Origin of the sequence: Sphingobium xenophagum (assembly GCF_031457465.1) — a bacterium.
Lineage (GTDB): Bacteria > Pseudomonadota > Alphaproteobacteria > Sphingomonadales > Sphingomonadaceae > Sphingobium > Sphingobium xenophagum_A.
On record NZ_JAVDWV010000015.1, the window covers coordinates 69,854 to 84,207 of the forward strand.

Here is a 14,354-nt window from a genome sequence, read left to right on the forward strand (position 1 = left end):
AGCTTTAGCGTTGGGAGAGAAGCGGGACCTTGTTCAGGCCGCCTGCTTCTCTTCGAGCGGGAAGGGGAAGCCGAAGAGGCGCAGCAGTTCGCGCGCTTCATCGTCCGTCTTCGCCGTGGTGGTCACGATGATGTCCATGCCGCGCACCTTGTCGACACGGTCATAGCTGATCTCTGGGAAGATGATCTGCTCCTTGATACCGAAGGCATAATTGCCACGGCCATCGAAGCTCTTCGGATTGAGACCACGAAAATCGCGGACGCGGGGCAGGGCCACGTTGATCATGCGGTCCAGGAATTCATACATGCGCTCGCGGCGCAGCGTGACCTTGGCACCGATGGGCATGCCTTCACGCAGCTTGAACTGCGCGATCGACTTCTTCGCCTTGGTGATGACCGGCTTCTGGCCAGCGATCAGTTCCATTTCCTCGGCGGCCTGCGTGACCTTCTTCTTGTCCTGGGTCGCTTCGCCCACGCCCATGTTGAGCGTGATCTTGTCGATCTTGGGGACTTCCATGACGTTCTTGTAACCGAATTTCTCGGTCATCGCCTTGGCGATCTCGGCGTCATACAGCGCTTTGGAGCGCGGGATGTACTTGTCGGCCATTACAGCACCTCACCGGACTTGACGGCGACACGGACCTTCTTGCCGTCGCGATCCTCGAAACGAACGCGGGTCGGCTTGCCGTCCTTGTCGGCGACCGCCACGTTCGAAATGTGGAGCGGCGCGGGCTTGCGCTCGATGCCACCCTGCGGGTTCGACTGGTCGGGCTTGCGATGCTTCGCATGCACGTTGATGCCTTCGACAAGAACCTTGTCGGCTTTGGGCATCACAGCCAGGACAGCGCCGGTACGGCCCTTGTCCTTGCCAGCCAGGACGACGATCTTGTCGCCCTTCTTGATCTTGGCAGCGCTCATTACAGCACCTCAGGAGCGAGCGAGATGATCTTCATGTGCTTCTTGGCGCGCAGTTCGCGAACGACCGGGCCAAAGATACGGGTGCCGATGGGCTCCTCGTTCTTGTTGATAAGCACAGCGGCGTTGCCGTCGAAGCGAATCACGCTGCCATCAGCGCGACGCACGTCCTTGGCGGTACGCACGATGACGGCACGATGCACGTCACCCTTCTTCACCTTGCCGCGAGGCGCTGCTTCCTTGATCGAGACGACAATGATGTCGCCTACGCTCGCAAAGCGACGCTTCGAGCCGCCCAGCACCTTGATGCACTGGACGCGCTTGGCACCGCTGTTGTCAGCGACGTCAAGATTGGATTGCATCTGGATCATGGATCCGGTTCCTTCTTATTTGGCCTACCGGGACGCTCCAGAAAGGTCTGGCCCAGCGGTTCCGAATTTCGTGCCAAGACTCTGTCGGGTCCTACGCGAAGCGCGGGCCTGTAACCCCTTCTGATCGAAAAGGCCAGCCCCGCGTCGCAATAAGACCCAAAGAATCAGTGAGCCTACCCTAAAAGTCCGGGTTTCCGCTTTTAAGCGGCAACCTCCGGCGACTTGTGGGTGTCCACGCGCTCAATGACCTTCCAGGTCTTGAGCTTGGAAATCGGGGCGGTTTCCTCGATGCGGACCGTCTCGCCTTCCTTGTAGACATTGCCCTCGTCATGGGCGTGATATTTCTTCGAACGGCGGATGATCTTGCCGTAGAGCGCATGCTTAACCTTGCGCTCTACACGAACAACCACCGTCTTGTCGGTCTTGTCGGAAACCACCGTTCCCGTCAGCACGCGCTTGGGCATCGTGTGTTTCCTTTACTTCGCGGTCGCAGCCGAGCTGTTACGCTCGGTCTGCAAAGTTTTGATCTGCGCGATCGACCGGCGGACTTCCTTGACGCGGCTGGGCTTTTCCAGCTGGTTGGTGGCCGCCTGGAAACGCAGATTGAACTGCTCGCGCTTCAGGTTGTTGAGTTCGGTCGACAGTTCGTCGTCCGTCTTGGTCTTAAGGTCAGCAACGTTCGCCATGGCTTAACCCTCCAGGTGCGAGGTGTCGCCGAGGCGGGCAACGACCTTGGTCTTGATGGGCAGCTTCATCGCGGCGCGCGAGAAGGCCTCTGCTGCGAGCGGACCGGGTACGCCGTCCAGTTCGAACAGGATGCGACCCGGCTTGACGCGGGCGGCCCAATATTCGACCGAACCCTTGCCCTTGCCCTGACGGACTTCGGCCGGCTTCTTCGACACAGGCACGTCGGGGAACACGCGGATCCACAAACGGCCCTGACGGCGGATGTGGCGCGTGATCGCGCGGCGAGCCGCTTCGATCTGGCGCGCGGTGATCCGCTCAGGCTCCATGGCCTTGAGACCATAGGAACCGAAGTTCAGAGCGGAACCGCCCTTGGCATCGCCCTTGATCCGGCCCTTGAAGGTCTTGCGGAACTTCATTTTCTTCGGTTGCAGCATGACGCTATACCTACCTTATGTTCAGCGCGCCGGACGCACACCGGAGGTCTGAGCCTCCAGCATGAGCCGGTCGGTGGCCATCGGATCATGGCCCAGAATCTCACCCTTGAAGATCCAGACCTTGATGCCGCACACGCCATAGGCGGTGTGCGCCGTGGCTTCGGCATAGTCGACGTTCGCGCGCAGCGTGTGCAGCGGAACGCGACCTTCGCGATACCATTCGACGCGCGCGATTTCCGCGCCGCCCAGACGGCCGCCGCAGGTGATCTTGATGCCTTCGGCACCCAGACGCAGCGCCGACTGCACAGCCCGCTTCATCGCACGGCGGAAAGCCACGCGGCGTTCGAGCTGGTCAGCGATACCCTGTGCAACGAGCTTGGAATCGACTTCCGGCTTGCGGATTTCGACGATGTTCAGCGACACGTCGGACGTGGTCAGCGCGCTCAGCTTCTTGCGCAGCTTTTCGATGTCCGCGCCCTTCTTGCCAATGATGACACCGGGACGGGCAGCATAGACCGACACGCGGCACAGCTTGGCAGGGCGTTCGATGACGACCTTCGAAATCGCGGCCTGCGGCAGCGACTTCATGATGAACTGGCGGATCTTGAGATCTTCCAGCAGCAGGCGGCCATAGTCCGCGCCTTCGGCGTACCAGCGGCTGTCCCAGGTGCGGTTGATCTGAAGACGCAGACCGATCGGATTGCTCTTGTGACCCATGTGCTTACGCCTCCGCTTCTTCGCCAGCTTCACGCACGACGATGCGCACGCGGCTGTAGGGCTTGAGGATCCGGGTCGACTTGCCACGGCCACGCGCATGGAAGCGCTTGAGCGTGAACGCCTTGCCTACCGATGCTTCGGCCACGACCAGAGCGTCGACGTCCAGATTGTGGTTGTTTTCCGCGTTGGCGATGGCCGAAGCCAGCACCTTGCGCACGTCCACTGCCATCGCCTTCTTGGAGAAGGCCAAGATGTTCAGCGCGTCCTCGACCTTGTGGCCGCGGATGAGCGTGGCAACCAGGTTCAGCTTCTGGGCCGAACCACGGATCTGCGTGCCGACGGCCAGAGCCTCATTGTCGGCGACGCGACGGGGAGCCTTTTCCTTGCTCATTAGCGCTTGCCCTTCTTGTCGGCAGCGTGGCCGGGGAAGAAGCGGGTCGGGGCGAACTCGCCCAGCTTATGACCCACCATATCCTCGTTCACGGACACCGGAACATGCTTGCGGCCGTTATAGACGCTGAACGTCAGGCCAACGAACTGGGGCAGGATGGTGGAACGACGCGACCAAGTCTTGATCGGCGCACGGCCACCCGCTTCCTGCGCGGTTTCTGCCTTCTTCAGAAGGCTGAGGTCCACGAACGGACCTTTCCAGACGGAACGAGCCATCGCGGATTACCTCTTCTTCTTGGCGTGACGCGACCGGATGATCATCTTGTCGGTCGACTTGTTATGACGGGTGCGGGCACCCTTGGTCGGCTTGCCCCAGGGCGTAACCGGATGACGGCCGCCCGAGGTCCGGCCTTCACCACCACCATGAGGGTGATCGACCGGGTTCTTGGCGACACCGCGCGTCAGCGGGCGAATGCCCTTCCAACGGTTGCGGCCTGCCTTGGCGAGGTTGGTGTTGCCATTGTCGGGGTTGCTGACGGCACCGATGGTGCCCATGCAATCCGAACGGATGTAACGCTGCTCACCCGAAGACAAACGGATCATCACCATGCCACGATCACGACCAACGAGTTGGGCATAGGTGCCCGCCGAACGGCAGAGCTGTGCGCCCTTGCCCGGCTTCATCTCGATATTGTGGATGATCGTGCCGACCGGCATCTGACCCAGTTCCATCGCATTGCCCGGCTTCACGTCGGTCTTCTTGCCCGCGATGACCTTGTCACCAGGAGCGAGACGCTGCGGCGCGATGATATAGGCCTGCGTGCCGTCGGGATAGTTGACCAGCGCGATGAACGCGGTGCGGTTGGGGTCATATTCCAGACGCTCGACCGTACCTTCGACATCCCACAAGCGACGCTTGAAATCGATGATACGATAGCGCTGCTTGTGACCGCCGCCGATACCGCGCGAGGTCACATGACCCTTGTTGTTGCGGCCACCGGTCTTGCGCTTGCCTTCGGTCAGCGCCTTGACGGGCTTACCCTTGTGCAGGCTGGACTTGTCGACGAGAATCAGACCGCGCTGGGCGGGGCTCGTCGGGTTATAATGCTTCAGCGCCATGGTTAGCGCACTCCCTCGGTGATGTCGATCGACTGGCCTTCGGCCAGGCGGACGATCGCCTTCTTGACGTCGGAGCGGGTGTAGGGCTTGCCCTTCCACTTCTTGGTCTTGCCCTTCGTCACGAGCGTATTCACGCTCTTGACGTCGACACCCCAGATCGCTTCGACAGCGGCCTTGATCTCAGGCTTGGAGGCATCGCCCGCCACCTTGAAGACCACAGCGTTGAATTCGCTGAGAAGGGTCGACTTCTCAGTGATGTGCGGGGCGACAACGACGTCATAATGACGGTTGTCGACCGTTGCGGCTTGCTTTTTAGCCATTGAAACGGGCCTCCAGCTTTTCGACGGCGGCGCGGGTGAGCACCAGCGAGTCGGCTTTCAGGATGTCGTAGACATTGGCACCGACGGCCGGCAGCAAGTCCACGCCGATGATGTTGGCCGACGCCTTGGCGAAGCTGATGTTGACCGCGTCGCCGTCGATGAACAGCACCTTGGTCAGGTTCAGCTTGGCAAGATTGGCGACCAGCGCCTTGGTCTTGCCTTCGGCGACGTCGAGGCTGTCGATGATGAACAGCGAACCGTCCTTCACCTTCGACGAGAGCGCCATCTTCAGGCCCAGCGCGCGAACCTTCTTGTTCAGCGAGGGATTGAAGTCACGAACGCGGGCACCGTGGGCTTTACCACCACCGATGAACACGGGCGCGCGGCGATCGCCGTGACGCGCCGTACCGCCGCCCTTCTGGCGACCGAACTTCTTACCCGTGCGGGCAACATCGCTACGCTCGCGCGTGCCGCGGGCGGTGCCGCGACGCTTTTCGAGCTGCCAGGTGACGACACGGTGCAGGATGTCGGCGCGGGGCTCGACACCGAATACGGCATCGTTCAGCTCCAGATCGCCAGCTTCCGCTGCGTCGAGGGTCTGTACCTTGACCTTCATGGTTTAGCCCTCCTGGCCTTCGGTCGCTTCCACTGCCGCGACTTCTTCAGCCGGGGTATCAGCGGGAGCGCTGTCGTTGCTGTTGTCAGCCCTTTTCAGGCTGGCGGGATAGGGAACGTCGGCCGGACGGGGCACCTTGACGGCATCCTTGACGGTCAGCCAGGTGCCCTTGGCACCGGGCACGCTGCCCTTGACGAACAGCAGACCGCGCTCGACGTCCGTGCGGACGATTTCGAGGTTCTGCTGCGTGCGCTCACGATCACCCATATGACCGGCCATCTTCTTGTTCTTGAAGACGCGGCCTGGATCCTGACGGTTACCCGTCGAACCATGGGCACGGTGACTGATCGACACGCCGTGGGTGGCGCGCATACCGCCGAAGCCCCAACGCTTCATAGCGCCGGCAAAGCCCTTACCCTGGGTGTGACCCGACACATCGACGAGCTGGCCGTCGATGAAATGATCCGCGGCGATTTCCACGCCGACATCGAGAAGTGCATCCTCGGCGACACGGAATTCTACCAGACGCGCCTTCGGCTCCACTTCCGCCTTGGCGAAGTGACCGCGCTGCGGCTTGGCGACATTCTTAACCTTCGCTACGCCGGCACCCAGCTGCACGGCAATATAGCCGTCGCTGTCCACATCCTTGCGAGCTACGACCTGGTTGCCTTCAAGGGCCAGAACCGTAACCGGCACGTGACGCCCGTCCTCTTGGAACAGGCGGGTCATCCCGACTTTCTTAGCGATCACGCCAGTGCGCATGATCCATACTCCCAATAGAGGCCCGCCTAAGCCTTGAAAGAAACTGACGCCGGCGGGCGTATCCAACGAAAAAAAACCGCTTGGGATCATTCCCTAGCGGCCAACCCAAATATGCAGATCACCCCGTCCGGGTTGGATGCCAACCCCTCTCGGGACCAGCGACGGGGGACCAGAACCACAGACTTGCCGGTTGCCCGGCGCTGTGCGGTATCCCTTGTGTCGTGTGAGCTTCCGGTTTCCCGGAATACCCGATACCCTGCCGACTTGTTACAGAAGGCAGGGACTTGCTAGCCTCAGGCCAGCTTGATTTCTACGTTCACGCCGGCAGCCAGATCCAGCTTCATCAGCGCGTCGACCGTCTGCGGCGTCGGCTGCACAATGTCAAGCATACGCTTATAGGTGCGGACCTCAAACTGCTCGCGCGACTTCTTGTCGATGTGCGGACCACGGTTGACCGTGAACTTTTCGATGCGCGTCGGAAGGGGAATGGGACCGCGGATGAGAGCGCCAGTGCGGCGCGCGGTGTCGGCGATGTCGCCGGTCGCCTGATCAAGCACGCGATGATCGAACGCCTTAAGGCGAATGCGGATGTTGCTGTCCATATTCCTGTACCGATGCGAAAGAGCCAAAAAACAACCGCCTCTTAATCTGTCCTTCTAGCTCGCAAGAGCCGGAGAAAGACGATCCGAGGCGGTAAAAATCCGAGCGGCGCGAATCAGGCGATTCGCGCCGCTGCGGTGCCTATATTACTTCGAGATCGTGCCGACAACCCCTGCGCCGACGGTACGACCACCTTCACGGATTGCAAAGCGCAGACCTGGGTCCATCGCGATGGGCGCGATCAGCTTGACGCCGAGCTTCACATTGTCGCCAGGCATGACCATTTCCGTGCCCTCAGGCAGGATGACTTCGCCGGTGACGTCCGTGGTGCGGAAGTAGAACTGCGGGCGATAGTTGGCGAAGAACGGCGTGTGACGGCCACCCTCTTCCTTCGACAGCACGTAGACTTCAGCGTCAAACTCGGTGTGCGGCATGACCGAACCGGGCTTGGCCAGAACCTGGCCACGCTCGACGTCTTCACGACCAACGCCACGAACCAGCGCGCCGATGTTATCGCCTGCACGACCTTCGTCGAGCAGCTTGCGGAACATTTCAACGCCCGTGACCGTGGTCTTGCGGGTGTCGCGGATGCCGACGATTTCGACTTCTTCGCCAACCTTGACGATGCCGGTTTCGACGCGGCCGGTGACGACGGTGCCGCGACCAGAGATCGAGAACACGTCTTCGATCGGCATCAGGAAGGGCTTGTCGATCGGACGCTCAGGCTGCGGGATCCAGCTATCAACGGCAGCCATCAGCTTCAGAACGGCGTCATGGCCGATTTCGGGGGTCTTGTCCTGCAGCGCGGCAACAGCCGAACCGGGGATGACGGGGATGTTGTCGCCGTCGAAATCATAGCTGCTCAGCAGCTCGCGGATTTCCAGCTCGACCAGTTCCAGAATTTCGGCGTCATCAACGAGATCGACCTTGTTCATGAACACGACGAGCTGAGGAACGCCGACCTGCTTGGCGAGCAGGATGTGCTCACGGGTCTGCGGCATCGGGCCGTCGGTGGCCGAAACGACCAGGATCGCGCCGTCCATCTGCGCCGCACCGGTGATCATGTTCTTCACATAGTCAGCGTGGCCGGGGCAGTCGACGTGCGCATAGTGGCGCGCTTCGGTTTCATATTCGACGTGCGCGGTCGAAATGGTGATGCCGCGCTCGCGCTCTTCGGGCGCCTTGTCGATGTTGTCGTAGCTGGTGAACGTGGCGCCGCCGGTTTCGGCCAGCACCTTGGTGATCGCTGCGGTCAGCGAGGTCTTGCCATGGTCGACGTGACCGATGGTGCCGATGTTGCAGTGCGGCTTATTCCGCTCAAACTTAGCCTTAGCCATTTTATCCTACCTTCTAATCAAAATCAGCTTGGGTCTGACCGCTCGGCCGCGCCTCGCGAAGGCGCGTCCATAGCAGCAAATTTGCAGATTACCAGCCCCTAACCGAGCCGCTTGCACGGCTCGGCCGGGGAAATTCATCAGGCCATCTTCGCCTTGACTTCGTCCGCGACATTCTGCGGCACTTCATCATAGTGCGAGAAGGTCATCGAATAGTTCGCACGCCCCTGGGTGAACGAACGCAGCGAGTTCACATAGCCGAACATGTTGGCCAGCGGGACCATCGCTTCGACGACCTGAGCATTACCACGGGTGTCGGTGCCCTGTATCTGGCCACGACGGCTGTTCATGTCGCCGATCACGTCGCCCAGATATTCTTCGGGGCTGACGACTTCGACCTTCATGATCGGTTCGAGCAGCGTGATGCCCGACTTCTGCGCGACTTCGCGCATCGCCGCGCGACCGGTGATTTCGAACGCCAGCGCCGACGAGTCGACGTCATGATAGGCGCCGTCATACAGGTTGATCTCGAAATCGATGATCGGGAAGCCGATGAGCGAGCCGGTAGCTGCCGTTTCGCGCATGCCCTTTTCGATCGCCGGGATATATTCCTTGGGAATATTACCGCCCTTGATCTCATCCTTGAAGATGATGCCCGTGCCGCGCTCGCCCGGCGTGACCTTCACCTTGATGCGGCCGAACTGGCCGGTGCCGCCCGACTGCTTCTTATGGGTATAGTCGACGTCGACGGCCTTCTTGAGATATTCGCGATAGGCCACCTGCGGCGCACCGACATTCGCCTCGACCTTGAACTCGCGCTTCATGCGGTCGACCAGGATTTCGAGGTGAAGCTCGCCCATGCCCTTGATGATGGTCTGGCCCGATTCGTGATCGGTCGAAACGCGGAAGGACGGATCCTCAGCGGCCAGGCGGTTGAGCGCGACGCCCATCTTTTCCTGGTCGGCCTTGGTCTTGGGTTCCACCGACAATTCGATGACCGGCTCAGGGAATTCCATCCGCTCCAGAATGATCGGCTGGCGTTCGGCGCACAGCGTATCCCCGGTGGTGGTTTCCTTCATGCCGGCCAGCGCGACGATGTCGCCTGCATAAGCCGCATCAATATCTTCGCGGCTGTTGGCATGCATCAGCAGCATGCGGCCGATCTTTTCCTTCTTGTCCTTGACCGAGTTCAGATAAGTGCCCTTGGTCAGGGTGCCCGAATAAACGCGCAGGAAGGTGAGCGAGCCGACGAACGGATCGTTCATGATCTTGAACGCCAGGCCAGCGAACGGCGCATCATCGGCGGTCGCACGGCTGTCGGGCTGGTCGTTGTCGGGGTTGATGCCCTGCACGTCTTCGATGTCGAGCGGCGAAGGCAGATAATCCACAACCGCGTCGAGCAGTGGCTGGACGCCCTTGTTCTTGAACGCCGAGCCACACAGCACGGGGACGAACGACTGGGCCAGCGTGCCCTTGCGGATCAGCTTCTTGAGCGTCGCGACGTCGGGCAGATTGCCTTCGAGATAGGCTTCCATCGCCTCGTCGTCCTGCTCGACGGCCAGTTCGATCAGCTTTTCGCGATATTCGGCGGCCTTGTCGGCGAGGTCGGCAGGAATCTCTTCATAAGAGAATTCAGCGCCGAGATTTTCATCCTTCCAGATGATCGCACGGTTTTCGACCAGGTCGACCAGACCCTTAAACTCGCTCTCCGCGCCGATGGGGAGATAGAGAACGGCAGGAACGGCACCCAGGCGATCAATGATCGTCTGAACGCAATAATAGAAATTGGCACCGGTGCGGTCGAGCTTATTGATGAAGCACATCCGCGGAACCTTATACTTGTCCGCCTGACGCCATACCGTTTCCGACTGCGGCTCAACGCCCGCAACGCCGTCAAACGCGGCGACCGCACCATCAAGCACGCGCAGCGAACGTTCGACTTCGATGGTGAAGTCGACGTGGCCGGGGGTGTCGATGATGTTCAGACGGTGATCGTTCCAGATGCAGGTGGTCGCAGCCGACGTGATGGTGATACCACGCTCCTGCTCCTGTTCCATCCAGTCCATGGTGGCGGCGCCGTCATGGACTTCGCCGATCTTGTAGGACTTGCCGGTGTAGTAAAGGATACGCTCGGTCGTCGTGGTCTTGCCGGCGTCAATATGCGCCATGATACCAAAATTACGATAGCGTTCGAGCGGATGGCTGCGGGCCATGATGCTTCTCCGTTGCCGGCGCACCGGCGGTTGGGGATTCGAGTTCTTGGGTGGCCCCTAAACCAATCCGTCCGCCATGGGTAGAGACCCCTGACGAACGGACCAATTTTTGAAACCGGACAGCGAAGCGGACATTGGAAACGCCCACCCGCCTTTTACCAGTAGCGCTATGTTACCAGCGATAGTGCGAGAAGGCACGGTTGGCTTCGGCCATCCGGTGCGTATCTTCGCGCTTCTTGACGGCATTGCCGCGATTGTTGGCGGCGTCCATCAGTTCACCCGACAGGCGCGCAGCCATCGTGGTTTCGCTGCGGTTGCGCGCGGCGGTGATCAGCCAACGGATGGCCAACGCCTGCGAGCGTTCGGGACGCACTTCGACGGGAACCTGATAGGTCGCACCGCCAACGCGGCGGCTGCGAACTTCGATGCCCGGCTTGATGTTGTTCAGCGCGTCATGGAACATGCCGATCGGGTCCTTCTTGGCGCGGGTCTCGACAGTTTCGAGAGCGCCATAAACGATGGACTCAGCAACGGCCTTCTTACCGTCCTGCATGATCGAATTCATGAACTTGGACAGCACGATATCGCCATATTTGGGATCGGGCAGGATGATGCGCTTTTCGGGGCGACGACGACGTGACATATTCTTGGTCTCCCCTTACTTCGGACGCTTCGCGCCGTACTTCGAACGGCTCTGCTTACGATCCTTGACGCCCTGGGTATCCAGAACGCCGCGAAGAACGTGATAGCGCACGCCGGGAAGATCGCGGACACGACCGCCACGGATCAGAACAACGCTATGTTCCTGAAGGTTATGGCCTTCACCGGGGATGTAGGTGATGACTTCGCGCTGGTTGACCAGACGCACCTTCGCCACCTTGCGGAGCGCCGAGTTCGGCTTCTTCGGAGTCGTCGTATAGACGCGGGTGCAAACGCCACGCTTTTGCGGGTTCGCATCCATGGCAGGGACCTTGGACTTGGCCTTCTGCGGTTCGCGGCCCTTGCGGACCAGCTGGTTGATTGTTGGCATGAAGCCCTTCACCTTTTTCAGTTACTTTACCGTGGCATCCCCGTGTTGCGAGCCGATCGGAAAACAGACGTCATCCAAACAGCAAAGGCCCCGGTGGGCATAAAACCCCCCTGGAGCCGCAAGAGCACCCGGCAATGTTCAGCTCTAATAGCACCCAGCAATGGCGAGAAAAGACGAGTCTCGACGCGACAGGTCGCTGGGCAGCCGGGCCTATAGCCCTGCGCGGACAAAGGGTCAAGCGTGGCGAGGGCATGGCCATTACGCCCATGAAATTTAAGGTATCGTCATTCTATGGTTAGGAGTTTGATAACCCTGTGGGGCCTATTTTTCGTGGAAGTCACCAATATGGTGTTTTCATGGACGAAATGTGACCGACCTCTCTCCCTATACCGGCGAATTTTGCGAACCTGCCCGCGAACGCCACTTCCAAGAAGGCCGTTTACGCGAATCGCGCGGCCACGCCCAGATTCTGTTCGCGCTCTCCGCGGTCCTGAATACCCTGTTCCTCGTGAGCGATTGGCGCTTTGCCGGGACCGACCATTTCTGGGTGGCGGTGCCTGCGCGCGTCCTTGTCATTCTCTGGTCGCTGGCCTGTCTGTCGATCAGCCATCGTATGACCAGCTTTCGCATGGTCGAACGTATCTGTTTCGCCTGGCAGGTCGTTACCGCCGTCAGTGTTGCCTTCCTCGTCAGTTCACGAAGCGACATCGCCGTCTTCGTGCTGGTGATGCTTCCGCTGGTCTTCTACCTCGTCGTCCCGACCAGCTTTCGCGGCAATGTCGGTGGCGGATTGGCCTGCGGCGTTGCGCTGCTGGTCGGCTATCTGGCCCCAGCACCGCTTTCGGCAACCATGCCCGGCATGATCCTGGCGATGGTGATGCTTCATTTCGGCATGTGGATCGCCATTGCCCGGAGTAACCGGCTTCAGCGCAAGGAATGGATGGCGAGCCTGGTCACCCGCGAAGCGCAGGCGGCTGTAGCCACCAGTCGGGACACGCTGGAACGCATGTTCATGGCCGTGCCCCTGCCGCTGCTGGTGACGCGCTATGATGGCAGCATCGTGCGGATCAACCGCGCGGCGCTGGACGCCTATGCAGCCGGCGGCCCAGTGGCCCTGAACAATGTCGAACAAACCTATGTCGATCTGGCGGTGCGCGATGATCTGTTCGGCCGACTGCAAGCAGGAGAGTCGATAGATAATTTCGAATGCCGCCTGCGTCGCGGCGATGGTGCCATTCGCAACGCCCTGCTGTCTTCCAGGCCGATCGTGATCGACAATGAAGCCTGCTTCATGACCTGCGTCGTCGACATTACCGAGCGCAAGGAGATTGAACAGAATCTCGAAAAACTGGCCATGTCGGATGCGCTGACGGGCCTGGCCAACCGCGCCCATTTCATGGCGGCGGTGACGCAGGCGGCGGCCGCCTCGACCGACCGCGCCCAACTGGCGGTTCTGCTGATCGACCTGGATGAGTTCAAGCGGGTCAATGATACTGCGGGCCATGATGCGGGGGACGCCCTGCTCTGTGCCGTCGCCAGCCGCCTGCGCCAGGCGCTGCGCCCCGGCGATCTGGTCGCGCGAATGGGCGGGGACGAATTTGCGGTGCTGCTGACGCGCCTGCCTGATGCCGACGCGCTGCAACCTATATTACAGCGGGTCACCCAGCATCTTCACGCGCCGCTCAGCCATGGCGGTCGGCCGATGGAATGCCGGGTCAGCATAGGCGTCGCCCTCTTTCCCGATCATGGCGACGATGTCACCGCCCTGGTCAAACATGCGGACATCGCGCTCTATCATGCCAAGAATAGTGGACGGGGACGCGCAATCCTGTTCGGCCCGGAATTGCTGGAAAGCTGGGAACGCGAAGCCGCAATGCTGGACCGCGCGCGTCATATCCTGGCGCATGAACAGCCAACCCCCTGGTATCAGCCCAAGATCGCGCTCGACAGCGGGGCGATCGTCGGTTTCGAAGCGCTGTTCCGTTGCCCTACGCCCGACGGCACTGTCATCATGCCGGGCGAAATCGCTTCTGCCTTTGAACATCCCGAACTGGGACCGATCATCACCATGGTGATGATTGATGGTATCATCGCCGACTGCCTGCGCTGGCGCGCGGCGGGCCTTACGGTCGGCTCGATCGCCTTCAACGGATCGGGCGCGGACCTCAACGATGACGGCTTTGCCGATCGCTTGCTCGAACGTTTGGCACGGGCTGGCCTGCCCCCTTCAACCGTGGAACTGGAAGTAACCGAGTCGGTCTTTCTGGGCCGCAACGCGGAGCGGGTCGGGCGCGCGCTGAGTCGACTGAGCGAAGCGGGCGTCACCATCGCGCTCGATGATTTCGGTACCGGCTACGCTTCCCTGTCGCACCTCAAACAGTTTCCGATCGACATCATCAAGATCGACCAGAGCTTCGTGCGCGATCTGGAAACCGACCCGGATGACGCCGCGATCGTCCGCACCGTCCTCAACCTCGCCTTCAGCCTTGGCATCCGCACGGTTGCGGAAGGGGTGGAGAATAGTCGCCAGGTCGATTATCTGCGGGCAGGCGGCTGCCATTATGGCCAGGGCTATCATTTCAGCCCGGCGATCCCGGCGAAGGACGTCTTCCGCCTGCTCACATCGGCGGCGCAAGTCGACAAAGGCTGACCAGCGATGCGCAAAACAGCATCAGCCATGGAACAAAAGGCGATAAAGATCATTTAGTCGCGCGCAACGCTCGACTCGTCACGTCTGCGTAATGGTAGATTCGCCTGCGCAGCGTCGCTTTGCTATCGGCCCGACTCGATAAGAGTTACGGGGTCGCCATTGTCGCATCATCGAAAATCGAGGGCCGCCGCTCTCCG

At 60.7% G+C, this 14,354-nt stretch carries 19 protein-coding genes; 1 reads left to right on the top strand and 18 read right to left on the bottom strand.

Translation table 11 applies throughout. The features are described from left to right. Positions 1 to 33: 33 nt before the first annotated feature. The 18 genes from rplE to rpsL form a co-directional block, all read right to left on the bottom strand. Entirely contained in the window at positions 34 to 606 is a 573-nt protein-coding gene (gene rplE / locus J2W40_RS15835) for a 50S ribosomal protein L5 (protein ID WP_037472389.1), read from the bottom strand. Further along, positions 606 to 917, bottom strand: a complete 312-nt coding sequence (gene rplX / locus J2W40_RS15840; protein WP_310226572.1) for a 50S ribosomal protein L24 — start codon at positions 915 to 917, stop codon at positions 606 to 608. The genes rplE and rplX overlap by 1 nt, the downstream gene beginning before the upstream one ends. After that, entirely contained in the window at positions 917 to 1,285 is a 369-nt protein-coding gene (gene rplN / locus J2W40_RS15845) for a 50S ribosomal protein L14 (RefSeq protein ID WP_007686569.1), read from the bottom strand. The genes rplX and rplN overlap by 1 nt, the downstream gene beginning before the upstream one ends. 200 nt (positions 1,286 to 1,485) lie before the next feature. Next, entirely contained in the window at positions 1,486 to 1,749 is a 264-nt protein-coding gene (rpsQ, locus tag J2W40_RS15850) for a 30S ribosomal protein S17 (protein WP_037472391.1), read from the bottom strand. Positions 1,750 to 1,761: 12 nt separating this feature from the next. Further along, positions 1,762 to 1,971, bottom strand: a complete 210-nt coding sequence (gene rpmC, locus J2W40_RS15855; RefSeq protein ID WP_037472392.1) for a 50S ribosomal protein L29 — start codon at positions 1,969 to 1,971, stop codon at positions 1,762 to 1,764. 3 nt (positions 1,972 to 1,974) lie between these two features. Next, on the bottom strand, positions 1,975 to 2,406 hold the full coding sequence (gene rplP, locus J2W40_RS15860) for a 50S ribosomal protein L16 (RefSeq protein WP_037472393.1): 432 nt from the start codon (positions 2,404 to 2,406) through the stop codon (positions 1,975 to 1,977). Between the two features lie 21 nt (positions 2,407 to 2,427). After that, positions 2,428 to 3,123 carry a 30S ribosomal protein S3 gene (gene rpsC, locus J2W40_RS15865; protein WP_037472395.1) on the bottom strand — a complete coding sequence of 232 codons (696 nt, stop codon included), beginning with the start codon at positions 3,121 to 3,123 and terminating at the stop codon, positions 2,428 to 2,430. A 4-nt stretch (positions 3,124 to 3,127) separates the two neighbouring features. Then, the gene (gene rplV, locus J2W40_RS15870) at positions 3,128 to 3,514 is read right to left on the bottom strand and encodes a 50S ribosomal protein L22 (RefSeq protein WP_043152133.1); all 387 of its coding nucleotides are present in this window, start codon (positions 3,512 to 3,514) and stop codon (positions 3,128 to 3,130) included. Further along, positions 3,514 to 3,789, bottom strand: a complete 276-nt coding sequence (gene rpsS / locus J2W40_RS15875; RefSeq protein ID WP_037472398.1) for a 30S ribosomal protein S19 — start codon at positions 3,787 to 3,789, stop codon at positions 3,514 to 3,516. Before rpsS ends, rplV begins: the two co-directional genes overlap by 1 nt. Positions 3,790 to 3,795: 6 nt before the next feature. After that, entirely contained in the window at positions 3,796 to 4,632 is an 837-nt protein-coding gene (rplB, locus tag J2W40_RS15880; RefSeq protein WP_037472400.1) for a 50S ribosomal protein L2, read from the bottom strand. 2 nt (positions 4,633 to 4,634) lie between these two features. Next, entirely contained in the window at positions 4,635 to 4,952 is a 318-nt protein-coding gene (locus J2W40_RS15885) for a 50S ribosomal protein L23 (RefSeq protein WP_037472401.1), read from the bottom strand. Further along, the gene (gene rplD / locus J2W40_RS15890) at positions 4,945 to 5,568 is read right to left on the bottom strand and encodes a 50S ribosomal protein L4 (RefSeq protein WP_037472402.1); all 624 of its coding nucleotides are present in this window, start codon (positions 5,566 to 5,568) and stop codon (positions 4,945 to 4,947) included. Before rplD ends, J2W40_RS15885 begins: the two co-directional genes overlap by 8 nt. A gap of 3 nt (positions 5,569 to 5,571) precedes the next feature. Then, positions 5,572 to 6,330: a 50S ribosomal protein L3 gene (gene rplC / locus J2W40_RS15895; RefSeq protein WP_310226585.1), complete on the bottom strand. Its 759-nt coding sequence runs from the start codon at positions 6,328 to 6,330 to the stop codon at positions 5,572 to 5,574. A gap of 293 nt (positions 6,331 to 6,623) precedes the next feature. Continuing rightward, a complete protein-coding gene (gene rpsJ, locus J2W40_RS15900) occupies positions 6,624 to 6,932 on the bottom strand; it encodes a 30S ribosomal protein S10 (protein ID WP_007686587.1) in 309 nt (102 codons plus the stop codon). Positions 6,933 to 7,076: 144 nt separating this feature from the next. Then, positions 7,077 to 8,267, bottom strand: coding sequence for an elongation factor Tu (gene tuf, locus J2W40_RS15905; RefSeq protein ID WP_037472405.1), 1,191 nt, complete (start codon positions 8,265 to 8,267; stop codon positions 7,077 to 7,079). 137 nt (positions 8,268 to 8,404) lie between these two features. Beyond that, a complete protein-coding gene (gene fusA, locus J2W40_RS15910; protein ID WP_310226598.1) occupies positions 8,405 to 10,477 on the bottom strand; it encodes an elongation factor G in 2,073 nt (690 codons plus the stop codon). A gap of 172 nt (positions 10,478 to 10,649) precedes the next feature. Further along, entirely contained in the window at positions 10,650 to 11,120 is a 471-nt protein-coding gene (gene rpsG / locus J2W40_RS15915) for a 30S ribosomal protein S7 (protein ID WP_037472408.1), read from the bottom strand. Positions 11,121 to 11,135: 15 nt separating this feature from the next. Then, positions 11,136 to 11,507 carry a 30S ribosomal protein S12 gene (gene rpsL / locus J2W40_RS15920; protein ID WP_026002556.1) on the bottom strand — a complete coding sequence of 124 codons (372 nt, stop codon included), beginning with the start codon at positions 11,505 to 11,507 and terminating at the stop codon, positions 11,136 to 11,138. 367 nt (positions 11,508 to 11,874) lie between these two features. Between rpsL and J2W40_RS15925 the strand changes: the two genes are divergently transcribed. Next, entirely contained in the window at positions 11,875 to 14,157 is a 2,283-nt protein-coding gene (locus J2W40_RS15925) for a putative bifunctional diguanylate cyclase/phosphodiesterase (RefSeq protein WP_310226608.1), read from the top strand. Positions 14,158 to 14,354: the final 197 nt, after the last annotated feature.